The organism is Nocardioides oceani, from assembly GCF_030412965.1.
GTDB classification, from domain to species: Bacteria; Actinomycetota; Actinomycetes; order Propionibacteriales; family Nocardioidaceae; genus Nocardioides; species Nocardioides oceani.
The window spans coordinates 991,651-1,017,973 of the sequence record NZ_JAUHJQ010000001.1 but is presented as its reverse complement, the minus strand read 5'-3'; the positions used below and the strand labels follow the sequence as shown (position 1 = coordinate 1,017,973).

General features: G+C 68.2%; 22 protein-coding genes and 3 tRNA genes. 23 read left to right on the top strand and 2 right to left on the bottom strand.

What is annotated here, in order from left to right; all coding sequences use genetic code 11:
- Positions 1-4 precede the first annotated feature (4 nt).
- From recF to QWY28_RS04785, 21 genes are all read left to right on the top strand, one after another.
- Positions 5-1,159, top strand: a complete 1,155-nt coding sequence (recF, locus tag QWY28_RS04885) for a DNA replication/repair protein RecF (RefSeq protein WP_300951164.1) — start codon at positions 5-7, stop codon at positions 1,157-1,159.
- Positions 1,152-1,706, top strand: a complete 555-nt coding sequence (locus QWY28_RS04880) for a DciA family protein (protein WP_300951163.1) — start codon at positions 1,152-1,154, stop codon at positions 1,704-1,706. The genes recF and QWY28_RS04880 overlap by 8 nt, the downstream gene beginning before the upstream one ends.
- 246 nt (positions 1,707-1,952) lie before the next feature.
- Positions 1,953-4,082 (top strand): DNA topoisomerase (ATP-hydrolyzing) subunit B, encoded by a 2,130-nt coding sequence (gene gyrB / locus QWY28_RS04875; RefSeq protein WP_439117229.1) that lies wholly within the window; start codon positions 1,953-1,955, stop codon positions 4,080-4,082.
- Between the two features lie 157 nt (positions 4,083-4,239).
- Complete coding sequence (gyrA, locus tag QWY28_RS04870; protein ID WP_439117228.1) at positions 4,240-6,945, top strand: DNA gyrase subunit A; 2,706 nt, start codon at positions 4,240-4,242, stop codon at positions 6,943-6,945.
- The gene (locus QWY28_RS04865) at positions 6,945-7,472 is read left to right on the top strand and encodes a DUF3566 domain-containing protein (protein ID WP_300951161.1); all 528 of its coding nucleotides are present in this window, start codon (positions 6,945-6,947) and stop codon (positions 7,470-7,472) included. Before gyrA ends, QWY28_RS04865 begins: the two co-directional genes overlap by 1 nt.
- 102 nt (positions 7,473-7,574) lie before the next feature.
- Positions 7,575-7,651 (top strand) — tRNA-Ile (locus QWY28_RS04860).
- Positions 7,652-7,685: 34 nt separating this feature from the next.
- On the top strand, positions 7,686-7,814 hold the full coding sequence (locus QWY28_RS04855) for a DLW-39 family protein (protein WP_300951160.1): 129 nt from the start codon (positions 7,686-7,688) through the stop codon (positions 7,812-7,814).
- 51 nt (positions 7,815-7,865) lie between these two features.
- Positions 7,866-7,938, top strand: a tRNA-Ala gene (locus QWY28_RS04850).
- A gap of 103 nt (positions 7,939-8,041) precedes the next feature.
- Entirely contained in the window at positions 8,042-8,290 is a 249-nt protein-coding gene (locus QWY28_RS04845) for a hypothetical protein (RefSeq protein WP_300951159.1), read from the top strand.
- Positions 8,291-8,417: 127 nt separating this feature from the next.
- Positions 8,418-9,452: a hypothetical protein gene (locus QWY28_RS04840; protein WP_300951158.1), complete on the top strand. Its 1,035-nt coding sequence runs from the start codon at positions 8,418-8,420 to the stop codon at positions 9,450-9,452.
- A 102-nt stretch (positions 9,453-9,554) separates the two neighbouring features.
- Positions 9,555-10,061, top strand: coding sequence for a hypothetical protein (locus QWY28_RS04835; RefSeq protein ID WP_300951157.1), 507 nt, complete (start codon positions 9,555-9,557; stop codon positions 10,059-10,061).
- 135 nt (positions 10,062-10,196) lie between these two features.
- The gene (locus tag QWY28_RS04830) at positions 10,197-12,530 is read left to right on the top strand and encodes an ATP-binding protein (RefSeq protein ID WP_300951156.1); all 2,334 of its coding nucleotides are present in this window, start codon (positions 10,197-10,199) and stop codon (positions 12,528-12,530) included.
- Entirely contained in the window at positions 12,523-14,187 is a 1,665-nt protein-coding gene (locus tag QWY28_RS04825; protein ID WP_300951155.1) for a DEAD/DEAH box helicase family protein, read from the top strand. Before QWY28_RS04830 ends, QWY28_RS04825 begins: the two co-directional genes overlap by 8 nt.
- Before the next feature lie 20 nt (positions 14,188-14,207).
- Positions 14,208-14,810, top strand: coding sequence for a hypothetical protein (locus tag QWY28_RS04820; RefSeq protein WP_300951154.1), 603 nt, complete (start codon positions 14,208-14,210; stop codon positions 14,808-14,810).
- The gene (locus tag QWY28_RS04815) at positions 14,807-15,247 is read left to right on the top strand and encodes a very short patch repair endonuclease (RefSeq protein ID WP_300951153.1); all 441 of its coding nucleotides are present in this window, start codon (positions 14,807-14,809) and stop codon (positions 15,245-15,247) included. The genes QWY28_RS04820 and QWY28_RS04815 overlap by 4 nt, the downstream gene beginning before the upstream one ends.
- The gene (locus tag QWY28_RS04810; protein ID WP_300951152.1) at positions 15,247-16,425 is read left to right on the top strand and encodes a DNA cytosine methyltransferase; all 1,179 of its coding nucleotides are present in this window, start codon (positions 15,247-15,249) and stop codon (positions 16,423-16,425) included. The genes QWY28_RS04815 and QWY28_RS04810 overlap by 1 nt, the downstream gene beginning before the upstream one ends.
- A 360-nt stretch (positions 16,426-16,785) precedes the next feature.
- Positions 16,786-17,010, top strand: a complete 225-nt coding sequence (locus QWY28_RS04805) for a helix-turn-helix domain-containing protein (RefSeq protein ID WP_300951151.1) — start codon at positions 16,786-16,788, stop codon at positions 17,008-17,010.
- A gap of 267 nt (positions 17,011-17,277) precedes the next feature.
- On the top strand, positions 17,278-19,974 hold the full coding sequence (gene mobF, locus QWY28_RS04800) for a MobF family relaxase (protein WP_300951150.1): 2,697 nt from the start codon (positions 17,278-17,280) through the stop codon (positions 19,972-19,974).
- Between the two features lie 175 nt (positions 19,975-20,149).
- Positions 20,150-20,389 (top strand): hypothetical protein, encoded by a 240-nt coding sequence (locus tag QWY28_RS04795; RefSeq protein ID WP_300951149.1) that lies wholly within the window; start codon positions 20,150-20,152, stop codon positions 20,387-20,389.
- Entirely contained in the window at positions 20,382-20,579 is a 198-nt protein-coding gene (locus QWY28_RS04790) for a helix-turn-helix domain-containing protein (protein WP_300951148.1), read from the top strand. The genes QWY28_RS04795 and QWY28_RS04790 overlap by 8 nt, the downstream gene beginning before the upstream one ends.
- Positions 20,580-20,619: 40 nt before the next feature.
- On the top strand, positions 20,620-22,083 hold the full coding sequence (locus tag QWY28_RS04785) for a plasmid pRiA4b ORF-3 family protein (RefSeq protein WP_300951147.1): 1,464 nt from the start codon (positions 20,620-20,622) through the stop codon (positions 22,081-22,083).
- A 135-nt stretch (positions 22,084-22,218) separates the two neighbouring features.
- Here QWY28_RS04785 and QWY28_RS04780 read toward each other — a convergent pair whose 3' ends face one another.
- Positions 22,219-23,865, bottom strand: coding sequence for an RNA/DNA-binding domain-containing protein (locus QWY28_RS04780; RefSeq protein ID WP_300951146.1), 1,647 nt, complete (start codon positions 23,863-23,865; stop codon positions 22,219-22,221).
- Positions 23,866-23,938: 73 nt separating this feature from the next.
- Positions 23,939-25,117, bottom strand: coding sequence for a tyrosine-type recombinase/integrase (locus QWY28_RS04775; protein ID WP_500690665.1), 1,179 nt, complete (start codon positions 25,115-25,117; stop codon positions 23,939-23,941).
- 155 nt (positions 25,118-25,272) lie between these two features.
- Here QWY28_RS04775 and QWY28_RS04770 point away from each other — a divergent pair.
- Positions 25,273-25,343: transfer RNA gene (locus tag QWY28_RS04770), tRNA-Ala, on the top strand.
- A gap of 34 nt (positions 25,344-25,377) precedes the next feature.
- Positions 25,378-26,307, top strand: coding sequence for a hypothetical protein (locus QWY28_RS04765; protein ID WP_300951144.1), 930 nt, complete (start codon positions 25,378-25,380; stop codon positions 26,305-26,307).
- The last annotated feature ends 16 nt before the right edge of the window (positions 26,308-26,323 follow it).

Genomic DNA, 26,323 nt, shown 5'->3' with positions numbered 1-26,323 from the left:
GACGGTGCACGTCTCCCACCTCACCCTGCACGACTTCCGCTCCTACGCCACCGCCGACGTCGAGCTCGGCCCCGGCGTCACGGCGTTCATCGGGCGCAACGGGCAGGGCAAGACCAACCTGGTGGAGGCGGTGGACTACCTCTCGCGGCTCAGCTCGCACCGGGTGGCCAGCGACGCGCCGCTGGTGCGGGCCGGGGCGGACCAGGCCGTCGTGCGGGCGGCGGTCGTGCGCGACGGCCGCACCGCGGTGCTCGAGGTGGAGATCAACCCGGGTCGCTCCAACCGCGCCCGGATCAACCGGTCACCGCTCCCCCGCGCCCGCGAGCTGGTCGGCCTGGTGCGCACCGTCGTGTTCTCCCCCGAGGACCTCACCCTGGTCAAGGGTGACCCCTCGGACCGGCGCCGGTTCCTCGACGACCTGCTGGTGCTGCGGGCGCCGCGGCTCGCCGGCGTGCGGTCGGACTACGACCGCGTGCTCAAGCAGCGCAACTCGCTGCTCAAGACCGCCGGTGCCGCCCGTCGCGGGAGCTCCTCGCAGGACGCGGCGCTCGCCACGCTCGCCGTGTGGGACGAGCACCTCGCGCGCACCGGCGCCGAGCTGCTGGCCGGCCGGCTCGACCTGGTCGAGCGGCTGGCGCCGTACGTGGGGAAGGCCTACGAGACCGTCGCCCGCGGCGCCGGGCGCGACGACGCCGAGATCGAGTACCGCCCCTCCTTCGACCTCGGCGACGCCACCGACCCCGCCGGGCTGGCCGAGCGGCTGCTCGCGGAGGTGGAGCGGCGGCGCTCCGACGAGCTGGACCGGGGGCTCTCGCTGGTCGGGCCGCACCGCGACGACCTGCTGCTCACGCTCGCCCACGGCGGCGGGGTGCAGAAGCTCCCGGTCAAGGGCTACGCCTCGCACGGGGAGTCCTGGTCGGTCGCGCTGGCGCTGCGCCTGGCGTCCTACGACCTGCTGCGCTCCGACGGTGACGACCCGATCCTGGTCCTCGACGACGTCTTCGCCGAGCTGGACACCGACCGGCGCGCCCAGCTCGCCGAGCTGGTCGCCGGTGCCGAGCAGGTGCTGGTGACCGCCGCGGTCGGTGCGGACGTGCCGGAGGCGCTGGCGGGGGCCCGGTTCACGGTCGCCGGAGGGGAGGTACGTCGCGATGCCTGACGAGCCCGCCGACCGCGTCGACCCCGCCGACCCGGCCGGCCCGGCGGACCCGCCGCACCGCGACGACGGCCTCGACCTCGCCCGCGCACTGACCCGGGCCACCGCGGGCTCGACGCCGCGGACCCGCCGCCGGCGACCGTGGTCGGACCGGCCGCGGGGCACGCGCGTCACCGGGGCGCACCCCGATGACCGCGACCCCCAGCTGCTCGGCAGCACCCTGGGCCGGCTGGTCGCCGAGCGCGGCTGGGAGCTGGACCTGCGCGTCCACGGCGTCTTCGGCCGCTGGGGCGAGCTGGTCGGGGCCGAGGTGGCGGCGCACTGCACGCCGGAGTCCTTCGACGAGGGCCGCCTCGTCGTGCGCACCGACTCCACCGCCTGGGCCACGCAGCTGCGCCTGCTCGCGCCGACCGTGGTGCGCCGGCTCAACGAGGACCTGGGGCACGGCACCGTCACCGTGATCGAGGTGCTGGGCCCCCACCTGCCGACGTGGAAGAAGGGGCCGCGCTCGGCCCGCGACGGCCGCGGTCCCCGCGACACCTACGGCTGAGCCTCTGGCGATCTGGCAGGCCTCCGGCCGTACCGGCCCCTGTCCGACCCCCTGGTCGCCGCTCTCGACGGCCGTTCCGAGCCGCCTGGGGGCACGCTCGGTCCACGGGTGCCCGCCCGCCGGAGGACGTTCCGTGGTTCTGGGCCCTCCAGGCGGTACCATGGTCGACGGGTCGCGTCCGCGCGACCCGTTCCGCGCCGGGCCCCGTCCGTGGCCCGCCCCGACCCGGTCGAGAAGAAGGTGGACGTGTCCGAGGAGAGCCTCTCCCCCACTCCCCAGCCCGAGGCAGACGTCACGCCGGAGCAGGTGGCCGCAGCGCTGACCTCCTCGCGCGTCGACAACGAGTACGACGCCTCCGCGATCCAGGTCCTCGAGGGCCTCGAGGCGGTCCGCAAGCGCCCCGGCATGTACATCGGCTCGACCGGTGAGCGCGGCCTGCACCACCTGATCTGGGAGATCGTCGACAACGCCGTGGACGAGGCGCTGGCCGGCCACTGCGACCGGATCGTCGTCACCCTCTGCGAGGACGGCGCGATCCAGGTCGAGGACAACGGCCGCGGCATCCCCACCGACACCGCGCCCGGGCAGGAGATGCCCGCGGTGACGATGGCGCTGACCATGCTCCACGCCGGCGGCAAGTTCGGTGGCGGCGGCTACAAGGTCTCCGGCGGCCTGCACGGCGTGGGCGTCTCGGTGGTCAACGCGCTGTCGACCCACCTCGTCGTCGACGTCAAGAACCGCGGCCACCTGTGGCGCCAGTCGTTCACCATCGGCGTGCCCGACGGCGAGCTGGAGCAGGTCCGTCCGCTGGAGCCGGGCGAGAGCACCGGCACCACCGTGAAGTACTGGGCCAGCTCGGAGATCTTCGATACCACGACGTACTCCCTGGAGACCATCACCACCCGCATCCGGGAGATGGCCTTCCTCAACAAGGGCCTGGAGATCGTCGTGCGCGACGAGCGCCCGGCGGCCACCGAGGTCATGGACGCCGTCGAGGACGAGACCGTCGCCGACGCGGTCGAGGGCACCGGCAGCGACGCGATGCGGCGCGGCGGCGAGGGCGGCATCGAGCAGGTCTTCAAGTACGACCGCGGCCTGGTCGACTACGTCGAGCACCTCAACCGGCGCAAGGACAAGGCCAACCCGACCGTCATCTCCTTCGAGGCCGAGACGCCGGCGAGCGTCGAGAACCACATGAGCCTCGAGGTCGCGATGCAGTGGAACACCAGCTACACCGAGTCGGTCCACACGTTCGCGAACACGATCAACACCCACGAGGGCGGCACGCACGAGGAGGGCTTCCGTGCGGCCCTGACCTCCCTGGTCAACCACTGGGGCGAGGAGTGGGGCCTGATCAAGAAGCGCGAGGACCGGGTCTCCGGCGACGACATCCGCGAGGGCCTCACCGCGATCATCTCGGTCAAGCTCGGCGAGCCGCAGTTCGAGGGCCAGACCAAGACCAAGCTCGGCAACACCGAGGCCAAGGGCTTCGTGCAGCGCCTGATGAACGACCAGTTCGGCGCGTGGCTCGAGCAGAACCCCGCCGAGGGCCGCGACATCGTGCGCAAGGCCCAGGCCGCGGCGTCCGCGCGGATCGCGGCCCGCAAGGCGCGCGAGCTGGCCCGCAGCCGCAAGGGGATCCTCGGCGGCGGCGGCCTGCCCGGCAAGCTGTCGGACTGCCAGTCGACCAACCCCGCCGAGTGCGAGGTCTTCATCGTCGAGGGTGACTCCGCGGGTGGCTCGGCCCGGCAGGGGCGCGACCCGCGGATCCAGGCGATCCTCCCGATCCGCGGCAAGATCCTCAACGTCGAGAAGGCCCGCATCGACCGGATCCTGGGCAACCAGGAGGTGCAGTCGATCATCTCCGCGCTCGGCACGGGCATCCAGGAGGACTTCGACCTCGACAAGCTGCGCTACCACAAGGTCGTGCTGATGGCCGACGCCGACGTCGACGGCCACCACATCAACACCCTCCTGCTCACGCTGCTGTTCCGGTTCATGAAGCCGCTGATCGACCACGGCCACGTCTACATGGCCCAGCCGCCCCTGTACCGGCTGCGGTGGAACAAGCCGCACGAGCACGAGTTCGTCTACTCCGACGCCGAGCGCGACGCGCTGATGGCGGCCGGCCTCGAGGCGGGCAAGAAGCTGCCCAAGGAGAACCCGGTGCAGCGCTACAAGGGTCTGGGCGAGATGAACGCCAAGGAGCTGTGGGAGACCACGATGGACCCCGACCAGCGGCTCATGCTGCAGGTCACGCTGGACGACGCGGCCCAGGCCGACGAGATCTTCTCGATCCTCATGGGCGAGGACGTCGAGCAGCGCCGCTCCTTCATCCAGCGCAACGCCAAGGACGTCAGATTCCTGGACATCTAGGCGCTCTGGCCCTCTCTGGGCCTCTCTAGAGCGAACCCTAGACATCCGGTAGAACCAGCGAGAGAGAGCAATCGTGACCGAGACGCCCACCGACGGCGGCGGCCCGACCACCCCCGGACCCGGCGGCCGCATCGAGCCCGTCGAGCTGCAGACGTCCATGCAGCGCGCCTACATCGACTACGCGATGGCGGTCATCGTCGGCCGCGCGCTGCCCGACGTCCGCGACGGGCTCAAGCCGGTGCACCGCCGGGTGCTGTACGCCATGTTCGACGGCGGCTACCGCCCCGACCGCGGCTTCTCCAAGTGCTCGCGCGTCGTCGGTGACGTGATGGGTCAGTACCACCCCCACGGCGACACCGCGATCTACGACACCCTGGTGCGCCTCGCGCAGCCGTGGGTGATGCGCGCGCCGATGATCCAGGGCCAGGGCAACTTCGGCTCGCCGGGCAACGACGCCGCCGCGGCGATGCGGTACACCGAGTGCCGGATGGCGCCGCTGGCCATGGAGATGGTCCGCGACATCGACGAGGACACCGTCGACTTCCAGCCCAACTACGACGGCCGCTCGCAGGAGCCGGTCGTGCTCCCCTCGCGGATCCCGAACCTGCTGGTCAACGGCTCCGCCGGCATCGCGGTCGGCATGGCCACCAACATCCCGCCGCACAACCTGCGCGAGGTCGCGTCCGGCGCCCGCTGGGCGCTGGAGCACCCCGACGCCAGCCGCGAGGAGCTGCAGGACGCCCTGATCGAGCGGATCAAGGGCCCCGACTTCCCCAACGGTGCGCTCATCGTGGGCCACCAGGGCATCGAGCAGGCCTACCGCACCGGCCGCGGGTCGATCACCCAGCGCGCGGTCATCGAGGTCGACGAGGACGCCCGGGGCCGCACCTGCCTGGTCATCACCGAGCTGCCGTACATGGTCAACCCCGACAACCTGGCGCTGAAGATCGCCGAGCTCGCCGACTCCGGCCGCGTCCAGGGCATCTCCGACGTCCGCGACGACACCTCCGACCGCACCGGCCAGCGGCTGGTGGTCGTGCTCAAGCGCGACGCGGTCGCCCGCGTGGTGCTCAACAACCTGCTCAAGCACACCGAGCTGCAGACCAACTTCAGCGCCAACATGCTGGCGCTGGTCGACGGCGTGCCGCGCACGCTGTCGATCGACCAGTTCATCAGCAACTGGGTCGAGCACCAGGTCGACGTCATCCGCCGGCGCACGGAGTACCGCCTGCGCAAGGCCGAGGAGCGGGCCCACATCCTGCGCGGCCTGGTCAAGGCCCTCGACATGCTCGACGAGGTCATCGCGCTCATCCGCCGCTCGCCCGAGGTCGACGACGCCCGCCAGGGGCTCATCGAGCTGCTCGAGATCGACGAGCTGCAGGCCAACGCGATCCTCGACATGCAGCTGCGTCGTCTCGCGGCCCTGGAGCGGCAGCGCATCATCGACCAGCTCGCCGAGATCGAGGTGGAGATCGCCGACTACCGCGACATCCTCGCCAACGTCGCCCGGCAGCGCCGGATCGTCAGCGACGAGCTCGCCGAGATCGTCGAGAAGTACGGCGACGAGCGCCGCACGACGATCATCGCCGCCGACGGCGACCTGTCGATGGAGGACCTCATCCCCGACGAGGACCTCGTCGTCTCCATCACGCGCGGCGGCTACGCCAAGCGCACCCGCGCCGACCAGTACCGCACGCAGAAGCGCGGCGGGAAGGGCGTGCGCGGCGCGACGCTGCGCGGCGACGACGTCGTCGAGCACTTCATCGCCACGACCAACCACCACTGGCTGCTGTTCTTCACCACCGCCGGCCGGGTCTACCGCACCAAGGCCTACAACCTCCCCGAGGCGTCCCGCGACGCCAAGGGCGGGCACGTGGCCGGGCTGCTGAGCTTCCAGCCCGACGAGTCGATCGCGCAGGTGCTGGCGATCCGCGACTACGAGCAGGCGCCGTACCTCGTCCTGGCCACGCGCAACGGCCTGGTGAAGAAGACCCGGCTCGGGGACTACAACAGCCCCCGCCAGGCCGGCGTCATCGCGATCAACTTCCGCGAGGACGACGACGAGCTGATCGGCGCCGAGCTGGTCAACGCCGAGGACGACATCCTGCTCGTCTCCCGCAAGGGCCAGGCGATCCGGTTCCGCGCCGACGACACCCAGCTGCGGCCCATGGGCCGGGCGACCTCGGGCGTCTCGGGCATGAAGTTCCGCGACGGCGACTCGCTGCTGTCCCTCTCGGTCATCCGCGCGGCCCAGGTCGCCGCGGAGGAGGCGGCGGGGCTCAGCGAGGAGGCCGCGGACTCCGCCGGCGTCGAGGCGACCGCCGAGCAGGTCGAGGAGGTCAAGCCGCAGTACGTCTTCACCATCACCGACGGCGGCTTCGCCAAGCGCACCCGGATCAACGAGTACCGCCTCCAGTCGCGCGGCGGCCTCGGCATCAAGGCGATGTCGCTGGCCAACGAGGAGCGTGGCGGCCTGGTCGGCGCGTTCATCGTGGAGGACGGTGACGAGGTCCTCTCGATCACCGAGAAGGGCCAGGTCGTCCGCAGCCCCATCAACGAGCAGTTCCGCCCGACCGGACGCTCGACGATGGGCGTGAAGTTCCTGACCACCAAGTCCGGCGACGCCGTCGCCGTGGTCGCCCGCTCGGTCGAGGCCAAGGTCGAGGAGGAGGTGGCCGAGGCCGCCGACGCCGCGGCCCAGGAGGCGGTCGAGAACGCCGCCGCGGACCCGGCCGTCGAGGCCGCCGCCGCCGAGACCGCCGACCTCGAGCAGGACGTCGAGGCCGAGGAGACGGCCGATTCGGGCCCGGGTGCAACAATCGACCAGTCCGCCGCCACCGACGAAGGCGAGGGTGAGGACTGATGTCCGACCGCTCCACCGAGGAGACCGCCGTGCGACCGGGGCTCGCCGAGCGCCTGCAGGCCAAGCTGTCGGGTGCCGCGGACGAGCACCGCGCGAACGTCGACGCCCGGCCTGCACGGGGTGCCCGCACGGGCGCCGCGCCCGCCGGCCGGTCCCCGCGCCGCGCCCGGCTGCGACTGACCCGCGTCGACCCCTGGTCGGTGATGAAGACCGCGTTCCTGCTCTCCATCGCCTTCGCGGTGGTCACCGTGGTCTCGGTCTTCATGGTCTGGTCGGTCCTCGGCGCCGCGGACGTCTGGGACTCCATCAACCAGACCGTCCAGGACGTCGTCGGCGGTGACGACGGCGGTGACTTCGACATCAAGGACTACCTCGGCACCTCGCGGGTGCTCGGGTTCACGATGCTCGTCGCCGCCATCGACGTGGTGCTGCTGACCGCGGTCGCCACGCTCGGGGCGTTCCTCTACAACATGGCCGCGGCGCTGCTCGGCGGCATCGAGGTCACCCTCGCGGAGGACCAGAACTGAGCACCGGCCCGGCCCCCGCCCCCCGTTTTGGGAGGGCGCTCGGGGGTCGGGTAGTGTTCCCCCTCGGTCGCGTCAGCGACCGCACCGGCCTCGTGCCGGAGCGGGCCTATAGCTCAGACGGTTAGAGCGCTTCCCTGATAAGGAAGAGGTCACAGGTTCAAGTCCTGTTAGGCCCACCACCCGCTACCGCACCGCGCGACCGGAGGTCACCCGATGAAGAAGATCGTCCTCCTCGCCCTGGCCGCCGTCGGTGCGGCCCTCGCGAAGAAGAAGTACGACGAGGGCCAGCACGAGCAGGCGCTCTGGGCCGAGGCCACCGACAGCGTCCGCGCGTCGTCCTGAGCCGCCGGCCCACCACGACCACACCGACCGCCGCGTGAGCAGCGCGAGCACGGGGCCTTGGCGCAATTGGTAGCGCACCTGCTTTGCAAGCAGGGGGTTAGGGGTTCGAGTCCCCTAGGCTCCACTCACTGAAACCGCAGGTCAGCCTGCGGTTTCAGGAACTTCCCGGCATGAGCAACTGACCGGCTGGTCGGCGCTGTGGGGGACTGGCGGGGGAAAGACCACGCTTGTTCGCGGAGCTCTCTGACGCGACGAAGGGCAAGATGGCCGTCATGTCCCTTCGCCCGATTAAGTCGCTGGGCACCTTCCACGCACGCCAGACGCGCGACGGCGCGGCGCTCGCACGCGACGGTCAGGTCTACGTGCTGATCAACGAGCTGCATCACGGGAGGTCCGGCGGGGTCGATGAGGTAGAGGTGCTGTTCGAGGATGGGTTCTGGATGTTGGCCAGCCGGGCCGACCTGACGCCATTCTGATCGCCGGCAAGCCCTGACTCGCGATGGCAGCTCGCCCCCAGGATCGGTGACACCGGCACGACCTCGGCGGCGGTGGCTACCAATTTCTCAGGCGACAGAGTGAGCGATCCGGGCGAAGATTGGCCCGGTGAACGTCCCGCCGGCAGTCGTGTACCTCGACATGAACGTTTGGGTCGCGTTGGCGAAGGGACTCAAGGGCCAGGACCCAACATGGACCCGTCGCTACGCGTTTCTCGCTGACGCCGTCGACGCCGAGCACATCGTGGTCCCGCTGACCACTGGTCACTACCTCGAGCTGTGGCATCGCTCGAACCGGCAAAGTCGAGAAGACATCGGGCGCGTCATGCAGCGACTTTCGAGGTTTACGACCCTCGCGCCGATCCAGACCGTCCTAGCGATGGAGATCGATGCATACGTTGGTCGGCTTGCCGGGGACGACGGACGCGTAGATCCGTCCGAACTGTTGGGTTACGGCGCCTCGCACGCCTTTGACTCGCCGTATGGTCGGTTTCGGTTTGTCGAGTCGCTTGCCTCTGACGACGGCTCCGTGCCAGAAGGCGAGGCGGTCGACCCGCCACCCGAGTTCGTTAACCCTCCGGAGGGCGCTGCTTGGGAGTGGATTCAACTTGTCGGACTACCCGAGGTGCTCTCGAGCCCCGGCGTTGACCGCACCCCGTCCCACCGACTGGGTACGGCGAACGCCGAAGACGAGCTGCGGATCCGCGAGATGATGGCCGGCCAGGCTCAGGTCAAGGGTCGCCTGCGTGACTTCCTTATCGCCGAGGTCATCACGTCGCTCTCCGAAACCATTAACGACGTCTGCACTCGGGCTCATGTCTCGTCTTACGCGCTCTTCTTCGATCACGCTGAACACACCACACCCGCAGAAGCAATGCGAGCCTTCATCGCCGAACTGCCGACGGGCGACGCCTTCGTCACGCTGCGTGAACGCAAGCACCGCGACGCGACTCATCCTTGGGAACAGCACGATCGGGTCGATCTCCATTCACTCGCGACGACCTTGCCGTACGTCGACATCGTCATCACTGAGCGTCGGTGGGCCCACCTGTGCCGCGCTTCGGGACTTGCCCGCCGGCACCAGACGTCGGTCCATCCGTTGCGAGAGTTCGACACTGCGCTTCAGCAAATTGCCGCGCGTTGAGGCGGAGCCCATCCAGACGGGGTCTCACGCGAACACGCAGACATCGAAGCCTTCACGCGAAGCCAATAGCTTCTCCAGCTTGAAGCTGCGAAGCTGCGCCGCGTGGAGGGCTACGCGAGGCACGTGAAGGCGGACGTTTCGCCTGAGCAGGCCATGGAGCTCGCCGCCGTCGACAACTTGGCCGAGAAGCTCCTCGCCCACATCGTGGCGACCAAGGACGAGATCGCGCTGCTCCACATACACGGTGCGCCGAGCAAGGCCATCCAGACTCACTTCGCAAAGCTGCTCCGCGAGGACCTCGGCTTCAGCGAGGAGGTCGTGCTCACTCCGCAGAGCGGCCTTGTCACCCACGCTAGGCCAGACTTCTTTTTCGAACTCGAGGAGGGGCGCGGCATCATCGCTGAGGTCGAGCGTGGCGGGACGACCACCAACAATCACGACCTCAAGGACCTGTGGAAGGCGCACATCGCGCCCGACGCCCATCACCTGTTCCTGATGGTCCCGCACAACAATTGGAAGGCGGACGGGTCCCGGAACGGCCTTTCCAGATCGTCGCCCGCCGGCTCGGCGCCTTCTTCGGGGACCCGCGGCGAGAGATTGACGTGCTGAGCGCACACGTGTTCGCGTACTGAAGGTTCTGCTCCCGGGCCCGCCGGGCTCAGTCCCGGCGAACGGCCGCAACGTGTCGGCCCTCGCAGTTAGGGTCGTAAGGACCCAGTGAGATGACTGCCAGGGAGTACACCGGTGACAGAGGAGATCACGATCTCGTCTAGCGAAGACACCATCGACGTCACGCCGCATCCGCGGCTCCTGGCGGTTCTGGGGGACATCGAGTTCGCGCCCTGGCAGTGTCTGGCCGAGCTCGTTGACAACGCCTTCGACGACTTCCTGGTCGCGCCACCCGAAGGCGAGACACCGCGCGTCGCGATCTCCCTTCCCGGCCGCAACTCGAACCGCAGGGACGCTCAAGTCTGGATCACCGACAACGGGCGTGGGATGAGCCTTGAGCATCTCACCGGAGCGGTCTCGGCTGGATGGACGAGTAACGCACGTTACGGGAAGTTGGGTCTGTTCGGGATGGGCTTCAACATCGCGACAGCGCGGCTTGGTGGTCAGACGACTGTACGCACGACGCGCGCCGGCGATCCTGATTGGCTCAGCGTTACGCTCGACCTCAAGGCCATGGAGGCGAAGGGCGACTTCGCCGTTCCGGTGGTTCGAGAGCCGAAGGACGATCCCTCGCTCCATGGGACCGAGGTTGTCGTCAGCAGGCTGAAGCAAGAGCAGTTCGATGCGCTTTCAAGGCAGCAGACCAGGATTCGCGGGCTGCTTGGCGACGTCTACTCCTACTTGCTTCGCGAGAAGGGCTTCTCCCTCCTGGTCGACAACACGGCCGCGCAGCCGCGGTGGCCGTGTGTTTGGAACAAGGACCGGTACGTGGTCGTGCGAAACGAGCGGGTGCCCGCCTTCGTCGAGATCGACCGTGAGCTCACCCCGCTGACAGCGTGCCAGGATTGTGGCCGGTGGCAGGACCTCGGCGTTCAGACATGTCAGGAGTGCTCCAGCCACAACCTTGAGGTCCGCGAGCGCCGAATCCGTGGCTGGCTGGGCATCCAGAGGTACTCGCACAAGACGGACTTCGGCGTCGACTTCCTGCGGAACGGGCGGAAGATCCTCATTCGAGACGTCTCTCTGTTCGCGTGGGTTGACCCCAACGAGCCAGGCGCGCGAGCAATCCCTGAGTACCCGATCGAGGTGCCGAACGAAGGCAGGATCGTCGGCGAGATACATCTCGATCATGTGCGGGTCGACTACCAGAAGACCGCGTTCGAATATGAGAGCCCCGAGTGGAAGTACGCCGTGAGGCAGCTCCGCGGTGAGGGCCCGCTCCGTCCAAAACACGCCAAGGACGCTGGCTACGAGGTGAACGAGTCGCCGATTGGGCGCTTGTTCACGGCCTATCGGCGACTCGATCCGGGGTTGCGCAGTCTTGTGCCGGGCGACGGCACGAAGGCGATGCATCAGAAGGCCCGCGACTGGGCGGACGAGTTCCGGAAGGGCAACGAGGAGTATCAGGACGACCATGTCTGGTACGAAGCCGCGCGCCAGCACGACGAGCCAAAGGTGGTCGTACCACCCGAGGCCACGGACCCATCGACGGATGACGATCAAGACGTAAGCTCGCGCCTCGACATCCCGGAACCAACGGACGCAGCGACGTCCCCAAATGACGAGCCGCCTCCTGTCCGAGAGACTGAGGATCAGAAGCAAGCCCGGTATCGGTCAGCCGGCGAGGTGCTTCTCGATATCTCCGGCGAATACAGCCTGCTGACGTTCGGGACCTGGAAGGTCACTGTCTACGGGCTGACCAACATCGAACTGGTCGACGGTGACGCCCGACGCGTACCCGTCTACGTTCAGAGCCAGCGCGGCTCCGAGGTGCATGTCTTCGTCGACTTCGGCCACGCACTCTTTACGGAGTTCGGCGGCGACCCCCGTGAGCATGCACTCGTCGGAATCGCCGACTTCATGCGAGAGCGCCGGGGATCAAGCGCCTCCGTTAGCTCGATCGTCGCCGACCTGAAGGTCAAGTGCCTCCCCGACCAGCGCGTGACGCCTGACGCACTTGCGGCTGTCGCGCACAGTTTGCTCGGTCGTGTCCGGTCTGTCATGCGACCGGTCATCGCCGGAAACGCGGAAGGCTTCTGGTCGCTCGTAGGCAAGGACGACCAGGACGCAACGGAGCAGCGGTACGCCCGTGAGGGACTCGACATCTTCTGGGACACCGTGAGGTTGGAAGGCGACTGGGTCACCTACGCGCCAGCGACTGCACTGACGAGGCTTATGCAGCAGCGGCCGGGAGATTTCCTCGACGGCAAGGTATTCCGCCCCGGCTACGCGGCGTTCGTTGATCCACATGCACGGTCCTTGTCGGTTGGGCGGATCGCTGGGTACTTGAACGACGTTGGACTACTCGCAGAACGACGGACTCCACCGCGGCCTGACGACCTGAGCCGTGGGAGGTTGAGTTGCCGCCTGCTTGAGTCAGAGCTCAGCGAGGCAGCACTCGATGACTGACGCCTACCTTGATCCACGGCAACTGCTTGTTGGCGGAGAACAACGCTTCGCAACCCAAGTCGAGCGCCTTCTAGGCCAGTTGGGCTACTCGGACGTCGCCAACATCGACGGATCGGGCGACAAAGGCGGCGACCTACTAGGCACCATCGCGGGCAAGCAGTGGGTGTTCCAGTGCAAGTGGCAGCTTCGCGGCTCGGTGCCGAAGTCGGCCGTCGACGAGGTCTCGTCGGCCATGGATCACTACCGGGGTGAACGCGGCGTGGTCGTGACCAACGTCGCTCCCAGCCGCGACGCAGTTGCACGGGCCCAGGCGCTCAAACGAATCGGCCAGCGGATCGATTTTTGGACTGGAGCCGATCTGATGCAGCTGTGGGAACAGCGAGATCGCCGGAGCCCAATCAGACTTCGGGACTACCAGCGTGAAGCAGTGACGTCGCTGATCGAGGACCTCGACACCGAAGGGCGCGCGCTTCTCGTGCTCGCAACGGGCCTCGGGAAGACGGTCGTTGGTGGGGAGGTAGTCGCGCACCACCTCGAAGTCGACCCTCACGCCAATGTGCTCGTCGCTGCGCACACGAAGGACTTGGTCGCCCAACTGGAAAGAGCCCTTTGGAAGCACCTCCCCAAATCAGTCAAGACCCAGCTCCTCACAGGCGACGAGAAGCCAGGGGATCTGCGAGGTGTCACGTTCGCGACCGTGGCGAGCGCACTGAGCGCTGCGCAATCTGGCTATCAGCCCTCTCTTGTCATGATCGACGAGACCCACCACGTTGGCGAAGACGGGTTCTACAGCAAGCTGCTGGAAGTGCTCGAAGACTCGAGCCAATTCGGCGTCACAGCGACACCCTGGCGCGGGGACCGCTACGACATCGAAGATCACTTCGGCCCCGCCTCGTACAAGCTGGGAATCGAGGAGGGCATGCATCGCGGCTACCTGGCGCAGGTCGACTATCGGTTGTTCGTCGACAACATCGACTGGGAGGTCGTCAAGGACGCGTCCCGTCGCTCCTACTCGATGAAGGAACTGAATACGAAGCTGTTCCTCCCCCAGCGTGACGAGGCCGTGCGCGACGAGCTACTTGCTGCTTGGAACTCGACGCTTGATCCACGCGGGATCGTTTTCTGCCAAACCATCGAACACGCCGAACGTATGGCGGAGCTACTTCGACGGACCCCAGAGTGGCGCAATACCCAGGCTGTGCACACTGGGCCGGGCCTGTCGATGCGAGAACGGCAACTACGGTTGATCGACTTCAGAGCGGGGCGCATTCCAATCCTCACGGCCGTGGACATCCTGAACGAAGGTGTCGATGTGCCGGACGTCAACATCATCTGCTTCGCGCGAGTGACGCACAGCCGCCGCATTTTCGTTCAGCAGCTAGGCCGTGGGCTCCGGTTGCGTGAAGGTAAGAACAAGGTCGTTGCGCTGGACTTCGTCAGTGACCTGAGGCGAGTTGCAGCAGTGCTGAATCTCCGACGGCAAGCCGAGGCCGATGAGATCGAGGTACTGCCCGACGTGCCGCAGCCAGAGATCACTTTCTCTGATGCTGAGGCCGAGTCCCTCCTTGAGCAGTGGATCCTCGACGCTGCCTCGCTCGAGACCGCCAATGACGACCACCGCTTGCAGTTCATTGATCCCGAGGTGACCGTGTCGTGACTCGCGCAGACTCGCGCCGAGTGCCGGCCGACCAGCGCGCAGCAGTAGTGCGAGCCCTATATGCAGACGCGACGCGCGTCGAGTGGGAGTACCTGCCGATCAATCAGCGCACGGCCCAGTACGACAAGTGGGTCCTCGCGCCAGAGATCGGCGGGGTATTGACGGAGTACATGAGTGCTGAGACGGCCCGTTCCTGGATCAAAGACGGCCCGATGAAGGAATACACGCGGGCGCAGCAAGGCGTGGGCCGGTACGCAAAGTTCGGATCGAAGGCGGCTATCACACCGGCGCAGATTGCCGTCCGCGCCCTGGGCCTGAGCGCAGTCGTCGTGGAGGACAGCTTCGGCGTGAAGCCTCTCCATTGTGTGGCGACGGTCGCTGGCCACGAGACGTACCTGACTTGGGGCGAGGCGAAGAACTTCCGCTACCTCGTGTGGGCTTGCCTCACCTACCTCGCCAACCACTCGTCGGGCGACGCACACGTAGTAGTGATCGAGACGATGACGGATCCAACGACTGCGTCCGAGAAGGCCCAGCATGCTGCAATTGCAGGACGCTGCAAGATTGGACTTAGCCACCACCGTGTCGCCGCACCTATGGGCGACCCGAAGGACACCGAGTGACGCGCGACCCTGCTGTCACGTCGAGGATCATGTCGTCGGTTCGCTCAACGGGAACCAGACCCGAACTGATTCTCCGACGCGAGCTGTTCCGACGTGGCCTGCGCTATCGCGTTCGGTCCACGCTCATTGGCCGGCCCGATGTCGTGTTCCCCGGTGCGCGGGTGGCATGCTTCGTCGACGGTGATCGATGGCACGGCAACGGCTGGAGGATTCGCGGGTTCGACTCCTTCGAGGACGAGTTCGCGCACCGCAACTCCGACTTTTGGAAGCAGAAGATCATCCGCAACATGGCTCGCGACGTCGAGGTGACCGACAAGCTGCAGTCGGACGGATGGCTCGTAATTCGGATCTGGGCGTCGGACGTCGAAGCAGACCCGATCGCGGTCGCTGACAAGGTCGAACGGTCAGTTCTGGATCGACGAGCGAGGACGACTTAATGGAGTCGGGTCTGACATCCGTTGAGCTGTTCGCCGGCGGCGGCGGTATGGCTCTGGGAACTCGAGCCGCCGGCTTCGAACATCTCGCATTGGTCGAATGGAACAAGAACGCCGCAGCCATCCTGCGCCACAACGCGGAGAAGGATCCGGCGCTCTGGCCTGCGCGAGCCGTCCATGAGCAGGATGTGCGCGAGTGGCTCGACAGCACGGATTTGAAGGCTGGTGACGTGGACCTCGTCGCCGGGGGGCCGCCTTGTCAGCCCTTTTCGCTGGGAGGCGTTCACGCGGGTGACATGGACCAACGCAACATGTTCCCCGCCGCGATCGAAACGGTCCGGAGGCTGCGCCCAAGCTTCGTGTTGTTCGAGAATGTCCCGGGGTTGACCAGGCCCTCATTCTCGCCGTACTTCAGCTACATCAAGCACCAACTTGAGAAGCCGACGATTAGGGCGAAGGAGGACGAGCTCTGGACCGACCACCACGGCCGTGTTCAGAAGTCGAATCCGACGAGCCTGCGCTACGTCGTGCACCAGCACCTAGTCGAGGCAGCGGACTATGGACTTCCGCAAAATCGCCGACGGGTGATCCTGGTTGGCATCCGCAGCGATGTTCCTGGAGCGACGAAGTGGGCTGTGCCCGCCGAGACCCACTCACGGGATGCGTTGCTCTACGACCAGTGGGTCACGGGTGATTACTGGGCCGAGCACGGCTTGGCGATGCCGACCGTCCCGGAGGGGATCGAGTCTCGGCTCGTGCAGCTCAAGGAAGACGGTCGGCCGAGCCTTGAACGATGGCAGACGATCCGTGATTGCATCAAGGGACTGCCTGAGCCCGTCGACCGGAGGGCATCCCCCGGGTTCTCGAACCACGAAGGAATTCCGGGTGCGCGTGCCTATCCGAAGCATTCGGGAAGTCCGTTCGACTGGCCAGCGAAGACCATCAAGGCGGGCGTTCACGGGGTCAGCGGCGGCGAAGCGATGATTCGGTTTGACGACGGATCGCTCCGCTACTTCACGGTCCGCGAGGCCGCGCGGATGCAGGGCTTCTCGGACGACTACGAGTTCCCGGTGGCCCGGTCCCGCGCCATGGGCGCGATCGGCAACGCAGTGGCGACGCCAGTTGCCGAGCGGCTGACAAGGATGTTCGCAGCCCTTCTCGAAGCGGGTCCTGAGACCTGACGTGCCGATGGTCGCTCCAGACGATTAGCGTCGACCAGTGGGGTCACGCGACGGTCTCAGCCCAGACGCTGGCCCACCATCTCGAGGACCTTCGCCCGTCGGATCGAGCCGATCAGCGGATAGGTTCGGAGCATCGCTGGCCATGCTGGACGACTGCGCGGTGACCCGACTTCCCCCGGCAAGGCTCACCTGCCGGTGCGCCGCAGCCCTCGCACGGCTCCGGTGTGCCGGTGCTCGGCACAGGGAATCCATGAGCTCTCATCTTGCTCGCCGGGGTCGAGATCGCCGGGCATTCCGCGTCCTCCAAGGTAGTGCACTTTAGAACACTGTGCACCGTAGTGCGCCACTCCAGATTGAGGTGTGCCCTATCCCTACCGAGCCCCGAAGCTCCACGCGCTCGGCATCGAAGTGGCTCGGCTGCGGCACAAGAAAGGCTGGAGCATCGACCGCCTCGCGGAGGAATCCGGCGTCGGCCGACGCACGACCAACCTCGAGGGCGCGATCAAGACACCGCGGATCGACACCCTCTACGCGGTCGCGGTGGCCCTCGACGTACGGCTGGCGGAGCTCGTCGACGTGCTTTGAAGGCACGAACCCTGCACACGGAGCCCCGCCTACACACCAGCCCTGTGTAACGAAGTGTATGGCCGTAGTCCGTCCCAGATCGACCACGGTGACGACGCTTGAGGAGCGTTGACGACTCCCGAAACAGCTCCCCATGAAGGCGCGTTCGCGCCTCCAAACCGAGCGGCACGCATGCTACGAAGGCCCGTAGATCGGTCCGCCCCATGGGGCGGACCGTGAGTCATTTCAAGGCAAAGTGACGACGGCTGACGGGCGGTGACGAGGGCGATGCATGGTGGGGTCAAGTTCTACCGCGGCTCTGCGTCCGCAGCGCGCTCGTACGTAGAGGCGGACCGCTCACGGGTCGACGACTACTACCTCGCGGAGGGCACGGGCGTTGCCGAGCGGTATGTGGCCACGACATCTCCGCCCGAGGGGGGACGCGGTGTTCTCGCAGTTCAGGGCGGGGGGACGCTGGACGGTGACGCGTACGAGCGGTGGGTCGCCGGGTACGACGTCGAGACTGGGAGGCCGAAGGGCCGGTTGCGCCAGGACGCTCGGGGGCTTCGGTTCGTAGAGGTCGTGGTCAACGGGCCGAAGACCTGGTCGCTGGCTGCGGCGCTTCATCCCGACGTCGCTGCGGCGTACGACGCGGCGATGGATCGCGCGGCTGGCGAGGTGATCGGGTGGGTGGCTGAGCATGCCACCACGCGGGTCGGGCCGCGGGGCCGGCAGGTGCAGGTGCCGGTGGAGAGGCTCGAGGCGGCCGTGGTCCGGCACTACACCTCGCGAGCCGGGGACCCGCACCGTCATCTCCACGTGCAGATCAATGCTCGCGTCTTCGCGCAAGGGACATGGCGAGGACTGCACTCGGTCGGTGTCGTCGACAGCATCGAGGCGCTCAACGGGATCGGTCACGCCGCGGTGATGTGCGACCCCGAGTTCCGGGCCGCGCTCGCGGCACGCGGCTACAGCCTCGACGCTGACGGCGAGGTTCAGCAGCTCGCGCCGTACGCCGGCGGGTTCAGCCAGCGCGCGGCGCAGATCAACCGCCATGTCGACCGGTACGAGGCCGCTTGGCGTGCCGAGCACCCTGGCCAGGAGCCCGGGCCGCGACTGCGCCGCGCCTGGGACCGCCGGGCGTGGGCCGACGCGCGACCCGACAAGGTCGTGCCCCGCAGCGGCGCCGACCTCGTCGCCGCGTGGAACGAGGAGCTGCGCGACCTCGGCTTCACCCCACCAACCACCTCACCGACCAGCCCGGTGAATGACCCGGGCGTCCCGGTCGGCCGGCTCAACCGGGATGTGGCCGCCGACCTGGTGCTCACCCGGCTCGGCGCGAAGCGGTCGGCGTGGAACGCAGCCGATATCCGCGGCGAGGTCGAACGACTGATCGCCTCCGTCGACGTGATCGCCGAGCGACCGGTGCGGCACGAGCTAGTTGAGGACATCGCCGACCGCGCTTTGACGCGGTGTGTGCCGCTGCTGGACCGCGACGACGTCCCCGAGCACGTCCGCAGCCTGACATCGCAACGAGTCCAAGGCGTCGAGGCCGACCTGGTCGACAGCATGGCTGCACGCTCCGCCCGGCCGGTCACTCACGCGGTGCGGCTCCGCGGCATCGACCACCTCGACCCCGCGCAACGAGATGTGGTCGCGGCGCTCGCCGGCGACGCCGGGCTGCTCGTCATCGAGGGCGCCGCCGGCACCGGCAAGACCACCACCCTGGCGGCCGCCCGCGACGTGCTCGACGACGCCGACCGTCGACTCGTGGTCGTCACCCCCACCCTCAAGGCAGCCCAAGCCGCACAACAGCAGGTCGGCACCGACGCCTTCTCCGCAGCCTGGCTCGTCCACCAACACGGCTACCGCTGGGACGAGGACGGCCACTGGTCACAGACCGACGCCGCGCCCGAGGCCCGCGCGCGCCTGCTCCCCGGCGACGTCCTCCTCGTCGACGAGACCGGCATGCTCGACCAGGACACCGCCCGCGCGCTGCTCGCCATCGCCGACCGAGCCCACGCAGTCGTCGCGCTCCTCGGCGACCGACACCAGCTCCCGGCCGTCGGCCGCGGCGGCGTCCTCGACCTCGCCGCCCGCTGGGTGCAACCCGAAGCGCACCACGAACTCGAGTCGGTCCACCGGTTCAGCGATCCCGCGTACGCCGACCTCAGCCTGCTCATGCGAACCGGTGAGCGGTCCGGTGACGTCTTCGACGCCCTGCTCGAACGCGGCCAGGTCGTCATCCACGCCAGCGAGGTCGAACGCACCGCAGCTCTGGCCGTCATCGGCGCCGCCCGTGCCGGCGACGGTGACCAGCTCGTCATCGCCGACACCCGCGACCAGGTCGCCGCGCTCAACGCAGCTATCCGCGACCGCCGCCACGGCGAGGGCGAGCAACGTGGTGAGCACGGTGGTGAGCCCATCACGCGCCGTGGTGAACGGATCGGACTGGGCGACAGGGTCGCCACCCGACGCAACGACCGCGACCTCGAAGTCGCCAACCGCGACACCTGGACCGTGGCCGGCATCGGCGACGAGGGCAGCCTCCTGATCACCGGCCGCCACGGCCAACGGACCTTGCCCGCTGGCTACGTCCACGACCACGTCGAGCTCGCCTTCACCACCACCGCCTACGGAGCACAAGGCGATACCGTCGACTCCGCACACCTCGCACTCGGCGAGACCACCGGCGCCGCCTCGGCCTACGTCGCCATGACCCGCGGCCGCCACCACAACACCGTCCACCTCGTCGCCGAGTCCCTCGACGAGGCCCGCAGCCAATGGGTCGACGTCTTCCACCGCGACCGCGCCGACCTCGGCCCCAGCCACGCCGCTCAGCGAGCCGCCGCCGACATCGACCGGTACGGGCCGAACGCTCAGCCGACCAATGCTGGAACGCGGCCGGTGCCGAGTAGCGGCCCACGTCGCCCACCGCCATCGCTGCCGGCTCCTCCATCCAGCTCTCGCGGGATCGGCCGCTGACCAACTTCCTCGCGCCGAGTGATCGCCCGCAGCAGCCCGGAGGACCTAGGTGACCAGGAGAGGCCCGGGTCTCGACAACAGCGGCTATCAGGGGTGTCCGAACCGTTGGACCCGATGTCGCTTCTCCAAGAAGGAGCCGCCGAATCCGTCGGCGGCCACGGCGAAAGGCGACGTGATGGTGACACCCATCGGCATCCCCGACGACTGGGACGACAACAACCTGATCCTGTTCGAGGAGTTCTGCGAGCTCATCCGCACCCCGCAGCGCACCGTCCGCGACTGGCGCCGACGCGGCATCGGCCCACGCTGGACGCGCTTCCAAGGCGTCGGCCGGCTCTACATCACCGTCGCCGAGGCCCGACGCTTCCTTGCCTCCGCCACGGTCGCGCGGGTGGAGGTGCGTTCCGATGGCTGAGCGACGCGCCGTCCCGGTCTACCTGAGCCTGGACGAAGCAGCGGAGTGCATGTCGGTCTCGGTCAAGACGATCCGGCGCTGGATCGCCGCCGGCACGCTCCCGGCGTACCGCTGCGGCAAGCGAGCCATCCGGATCAAGCTCGAGGACCTGGAGGCCGCACCTCGGCAGATCCCCTCAGCACGGTGGTGATGCGGCAGAGCGTCGAGTCGACGGTGATTGACTGTCTGTCGTGGCCGAACCGTCCGACGTCCAGCACCTGGTGAAGCAGCTGATGGCCGGCGCCAGCCCGGAGGAGAACAAGACGCTCCTCGACGCGCTGATGAGCGGGCAGGTGACCAGCATCCTCGACAGGCTGAAGCGCGACGAGGCGCCCACGCTGCTCCCGGTCCCGCGCGAGGTCCGCGGCTTCCGGGTGCGCCTGGACCTGCGTGGCGCGAAGCCGCCGGTGTGGCGACGCCTCGAGCTGCCCGGTGACCTCGCCCTGCCGCGGCTTCATGACGTGATCCAGGCGGCGATGGGGTGGTCCGACAGCCACCTGCACCGTTTCCGGACTGGCCACGACCACCGCTCGCCGTTCTTCGTCACGCACTTCGACCTCGAGGAGGGCGAGGACGGGACACTCGAGGACGACGTACGACTTGACCAGCTCGTCACCGCGAAGGGCGACGAGATCTGGTACGAGTACGACTTCGGCGACGGCTGGGACCACCAGTTGGTGGTAGAGGCGGTGCTCGAGGAGCCACCGTCGACGGCGCGTTGCACCGGCGGTCGGATGGCGTGTCCGCCCGAGGACTGCGGTGGCGTCGGCGGCTACGAGGAGCTGGCGGTCTGGGTCCGCAGCGGGTACGACGATGCGCACCTCCCCGGGGTCTTCGACAACGCCGCGCACGCGCACGACTGGTTGCCGATCGACTGGCACCCCGATCATTTCGACGTCGAGGAGGCCAACGCCGCTCTGGCGATCGCGGTCGCCGAGCCCGTCGCGGTGACCGGGGAGCTGGCCGAGCTGGCCGAGCACCTCGAACGACGTGGGATCCGCCTGCTGCGGGAGGTGCTCGGCCGGCCGTTCTCCCACGGGCCGACCGAGGTCACCGAGGCGGAGGCGGCTCGGGTCACCGAGACCTACCGCACCTTCCTCGACATCATCGGCGACGGCGTCGCGCTGACCGCCGCGGGCTACCTGCCGCCCAGGGTTGTCGAGCAGATCGCCGAACGCACCGGCATCGCCGACTGGTGGATCGGCAAGGCCAACCGCGAGGACCTCACCTACCCCGCCGCCGAGATCCGCACAACTGCCCGCGCCCTCGGCCTGGTCAGCGTCCGCAAGGGCCGGCTCGCCCCTACCGCCGCTGCCAGGAAGTGTGGGCAGGATCCGTTGACGCTCTGGCAGCACATCGTCGGTCGACTGCCCTTGGGTAGCAGGGACGCCGAGCGCCACGCGGGATGGATGGCGCTCGCCGTAGTCGGCAGCGGAACCCCGCCCGAGGATTGGCGCAGCGAGATCAGCAACCTGCTGTTCGCGATCGGCTGGCGCAGCGGCCACGACCGGTTCTCGCCGCCGCCGGCCAACAGCGACACCCTGACGGTGCTCTCGCTCCTCGCCGGTGCCGCGCGGCTCCGGTGGGGTGAGATCAAAAGCGTCGACTTCGCTGTCGCGTCGACTGCGCGTGCTGTCGACCGGCGCCCGCGCTGAGGTACCCGGTCACCACCTCGGGCGCCGACGTTACTTAGAAACACGCTCGGAAAGTAAGGAAGACGGCGCTGACCTGGGGATATAGGGTCGCCATGTGCTTGGGTCTGTACATACGTGATGACACGTGAGTTGGAGTTAAGCAAGCATCCAGCGAGGCTTCGACCTCGTGCCAGCGTTGCGGATCTGGGCGTTCCGACGCATCTTCGTCAGCAGGTTCATGACCTTGTTCCGCTTCTGGCTGTCATCGAGGGCGTCGCTCAGCTTGTCCCAGAGCAACTCGTTGATGTCCCGTCGGCTCGCCTCCCCAGCGACGGTGAGGTAATCCATGACGAGCTTGGCGTAGAAGTCGTCCGACTGGGCTCGGGTGCGGACGTAAGCGGCCATCGTGTCCGTCGCAGCCGCGACGACCGATGAGACGTGAAGGTTGGGGCTCCGGCCCTCGATGAGGTGCGCGCGGCGCAGCCGGGCGACGGCTTCCTTGGTGACCGGCATCTTCTTTTGAACCCGGTCCAGAGCCAGCACGTCCTCCAGCGGCAGGTCCGTGCGGACCATCATCAGCTGCGTATAGGCCTCGTCGATGACCGCGCCGTGGATCGTCAGCTTCACCTCGGTCGGGTCACTGAGGTCGTAGTCAGGCATCGGTAAGAACCGGCGACGCTGGTCAGCGACGATCCGCTGGATGCCGCTGCCAAGGTGGTCGATGAGGTTGAGCTCGGTCATGGCTGTGACCAGGAACGGATTCCGATAGCTGCGTGGCACCCGCTCACTGAGCATGTAGTCCTCGGGTGCGCGGTCGAAGAACTCGCCGACGCTGATGAACTCGACGCGATCGATGTGCTCTGTGACGATCACGCGCGAGCGCTGCCGATAGTCCTGGTGCGCGATGCAGTTGTAGAGGGCCTCGAGAACGCTGCGCTCGTCGTACTTGCTGATCTCGCGGTAGATGAGCTCGTCGGGCGGAAGTAGCCGCAGCTGGACGTTCCGGATCCGCTTCGCCAACGCGGTCGCGGTCAGCAGGAACGGCGTCTGGAAGTGCTCGTACGCTGACTCCGCTCCGGTCAGCTTCCACGTGAGCTCCGCCGGGTGCGGGCTCACCAGATGGGTGGCTGTGTTCTTACCCAGCAGCAGGATCGCAGCACGAGTGATGCCGCCGTCCAGCGTGAGCCGCGCCTTGTCGAGGAAGGTCGCGTCGTCCCAGCTGTGGATCCGGTCCGCCAGGCGCGGGTACCGCTCTGCGAAGCCCTGCCGAGCACGCAAGATGGCGTCCGGATCCAAGTGATCGAGGGTCGCGTTCGGAATGACCTCGGCGGTCCAGTCCGTGTTGATGGTCTGCTTACGGATCTCGTCTTGCTTGTCCAAAGACAGCGGCACGAGGCTTTCGCCGGCCCGTGCGCGGTAGTCGCCCTTCCATGAGATCGGGATGCCCAGTGGTGCCGCCGGGATCTCTAGGAGGAGCACACGCTTGCCGTCACGCTCGACCTCATAGATCTCGCGGATCGTGAGGCCCTGGTCGATCGACTGCTGGACGTGGTGCTTCAGGGACTGGCGCTTCTCGACGCTCTCGAGGTGCGTCGTTCCGGTGACCTGTCGGGAGTTGGACACGCCGAAGACGAGCCAAGCGGAGTGAGCACCGCGCAAGTTGGCCTCATTGCTCAGCGCAGAGACGTATTCGCCGGTCTTGTCGGCGGAGTACTGGCGGGCCGCCTCCTTGAACTCGACGACCTCGTTCTCCCAGCCGTCGATCAGGCTGGTGAGGAGCGCGTGCATCTCGTCGGGACTCATCGCGCGTTCCTCTGCTTCGCTGATTTCGTGCCACGGTGTGGCACCGATCTTTCTTGAACTGCCGACATCAGGCTCATTCCGACCTCCGGGAGGCCTGCCAAGCGTCATACGTGTCGCCGATCTTCTCGGCGAGCGACCGGTCGCGGTCGAGAGTGGCGTGCTGGTAGATCGCCATCGCGGCGTGCGACGCATGACCCGCGCGGGCCTGGAGCTCGGCGGCCGTAGCGCCGTGCTGGCCGGCCAGCGTCAGGGCGGTGTGACGCAGATGGTGGATCGTCAGATCCGGGCGGCCGGCCTTCTCCCGGGCTGGACGGTAGCGGTCCATCAGGTAGCGGACGCTCATGTGGTCGGTCCGGTCGCCGTGGAAGAGCAGGCCGTTCGGCCCTTCGGCGGTGTGCTCGAGCAGGTGCTGCTGGAGCATCTTGAGGAACGGCGGCGGTACATGCACGGTGCGCATCCCGCTTCTCGTCTTCGGAGCGCTGACGGGGCGACCGCATTGGTGACAGGCGCCGTGGGCCGACGGGTTCGCGTCCTTGTCGACCTTGCGGGTCACATCGATTCGCCCGGTGACGCCCTCAACGTCGGAGCGCCGCAACTCCAGCAGCTCGCCCTCGCGGAGGCCAGCGAATGCGGCGAGCACGATGAGCAGCTTCAGGCGCTCGGGCATCTTGTCGATGATCACGGCGAGCTCGTCGAAGGTGGCAGGCACCGCGACGCGCTTCACCGGCGCGCCGCTCGCCCCGCGGATCTTCGGCGGCGCTCGAACGATCAACTCCTCCTCTTCTGCCGCCTGCAGGAGCGAGCGCAGGGGTCGGTACGCGGCCGCGTTGGTCGACTCTGTCGATTCATTGAGTGATGCGCGCCAGGCCTTGATCTCCGAGAGTGTCACGTCGCGGAGCGGCATCTCGCCGAAGTAGGGGAGGATCCGCGAGGCGAGCAGCGACTCGTAGCCGCGCACGGTGTTGGGCCGCAGCCCGCGCTCGGCGAGATAGCGCTTCGAGAACGCGCGGACCGTGTTGGTCGCAGCCGCCCGCTCGCGCCGTTCGGCGGCCGCTTTGCGTGCGGCCGGCGGCGACCACTCGTCCCGGTCGATCAGCGCCCGCTCTGACGAAAGCCAGGCCTCTGCGTCCATCTTCGAGCCGAAGCTCCGCGAGTAGCGCGTGCCGTCGGGCATGGCGTACCTCGCCCGATAGGAGACACCGCTCCGGCTGGTGCGCCGTTCGACCTCGCCGAAACCTCGTCTTCGTGCCATCGCGAGACCTCCCGCCCCGTCTGTGGGATAGGTTCCCCGAGCCCACCCCGGGCGGATCCCCATGCTTAACCAGCAGGGCGTGGGGGACCCGTGGGGGAAAGAATGGCACAGTCCGTCCATTGCAGGCCGCCTCTGACCTGCAATTTTAGCCGCTGATCACAGTTTGGGAGGTGACCCGACATGCTTTGCAAGCAGGGGGTTAGGGGTTCGAGTCCCCTAGGCTCCACACCGATGTCGCAGTCACCGCGGGGAGAGCGGACATGATCAGCAGGCTCGCCGCGGGCGCGACCGTGGCCCTCCTGGTCACGACCCTCGCCGCGTGCAGCGAGGACCAGCCGGCCGGCTCCCCGCCCGCGCCCACCACCACCGCGACGGCCGACCCGGAGTTCGACGTCCGCGACGAGGCCGCGGCCGCGGTGATGGCGCTCGTGCCGTCGTCGGCGACGTCGCTGACGGTGACCGACCTCGAGCGCATCCGGCTGCAGCTGGGCGTCCCGGACCTCACCGGCCGCTCGCCGGCCGCGGACCGCGCCGACTTCTGGGCGCGGGCCGGGCGCACCGCGCCGCTGCTCACCGACGGCCAGCTGCGGCCGGCCGACGCCCGGCTCGCCCGCGACTACGGCTTCACCCAGGACGACGTCCGCTGGGAGGCCCGCTTCGACGGCCCCGACGGGCCCGGCTGGGTGCTGTCCTTCCGGCTGGGCGTCGACATGACCGCCGTGGAGCGCGCGGTCCGCGACCGGGTCGGCCCCCTGGCCGGCGCCGAGGTGCGGGCGGCCGACCGGCTGGTCGTGGTCGGGGCGACCGACGACGCGACGCAGTCGTGGGCCGCCGACCCCGCGGTCGCGGCGCTCGCCGGATCGCCGGCGGACGCGACGTACGTCGAGCGTGGGTGCGTGGAGCCGCCCGCCGGCGTCGACGCGGGCGACCTCGACGAGCTCGAGGTCTGGTCGGTCGCGCTGCAGGGGCAGCTCGCGACGGCCCGCCTCGGCGAGCTGCGGTCCGACGCCTTCGACCGGATGCGGCTCGGCGAGACCTGGCCGGGGAACCGCCCGGCGTTCAGCGACGGGTTCCGCCGCGGGGTGGCCGACCCCTCGTCCGGGCGCGTGGGCTACCAGGTCGTCGACCCGGTCGTCGCCGCCGCGCTCGTGCGCACGCGGACCATGCCGTTCGCCGCCTGCGCCGACTGAGCGCCACCGAGCGCCA

Excerpts from the sequence above, each read along its gene's own strand:
- QWY28_RS04765 (WP_300951144.1), top strand. The coding sequence starts at position 25,378 with ATGATCAGCAGGCTCGCCGCGGGCGCGACCGTGGCCCTCCTGGTCACG.
- mobF (WP_300951150.1), top strand. The coding sequence starts at position 17,278 with ATGCATGGTGGGGTCAAGTTCTACCGCGGCTCTGCGTCCGCAGCGCGC.
- QWY28_RS04790 (WP_300951148.1), top strand. The coding sequence starts at position 20,382 with ATGGCTGAGCGACGCGCCGTCCCGGTCTACCTGAGCCTGGACGAAGCA.
- QWY28_RS04855 (WP_300951160.1), top strand. The coding sequence starts at position 7,686 with ATGAAGAAGATCGTCCTCCTCGCCCTGGCCGCCGTCGGTGCGGCCCTC.
- QWY28_RS04810 (WP_300951152.1), top strand. The coding sequence starts at position 15,247 with ATGGAGTCGGGTCTGACATCCGTTGAGCTGTTCGCCGGCGGCGGCGGT.
- QWY28_RS04780 (WP_300951146.1), bottom strand. The coding sequence starts at position 23,865 with ATGAGTCCCGACGAGATGCACGCGCTCCTCACCAGCCTGATCGACGGC.
- QWY28_RS04825 (WP_300951155.1), top strand. The coding sequence starts at position 12,523 with ATGACTGACGCCTACCTTGATCCACGGCAACTGCTTGTTGGCGGAGAA.
- QWY28_RS04795 (WP_300951149.1), top strand. The coding sequence starts at position 20,150 with ATGGTGACACCCATCGGCATCCCCGACGACTGGGACGACAACAACCTG.
- QWY28_RS04775 (WP_500690665.1), bottom strand. The coding sequence starts at position 25,117 with ATGGCACGAAGACGAGGTTTCGGCGAGGTCGAACGGCGCACCAGCCGG.
- QWY28_RS04880 (WP_300951163.1), top strand. The coding sequence starts at position 1,152 with ATGCCTGACGAGCCCGCCGACCGCGTCGACCCCGCCGACCCGGCCGGC.
- QWY28_RS04865 (WP_300951161.1), top strand. The coding sequence starts at position 6,945 with ATGTCCGACCGCTCCACCGAGGAGACCGCCGTGCGACCGGGGCTCGCC.
- gyrA (WP_439117228.1), top strand. The coding sequence starts at position 4,240 with ATGCAGCGCGCCTACATCGACTACGCGATGGCGGTCATCGTCGGCCGC.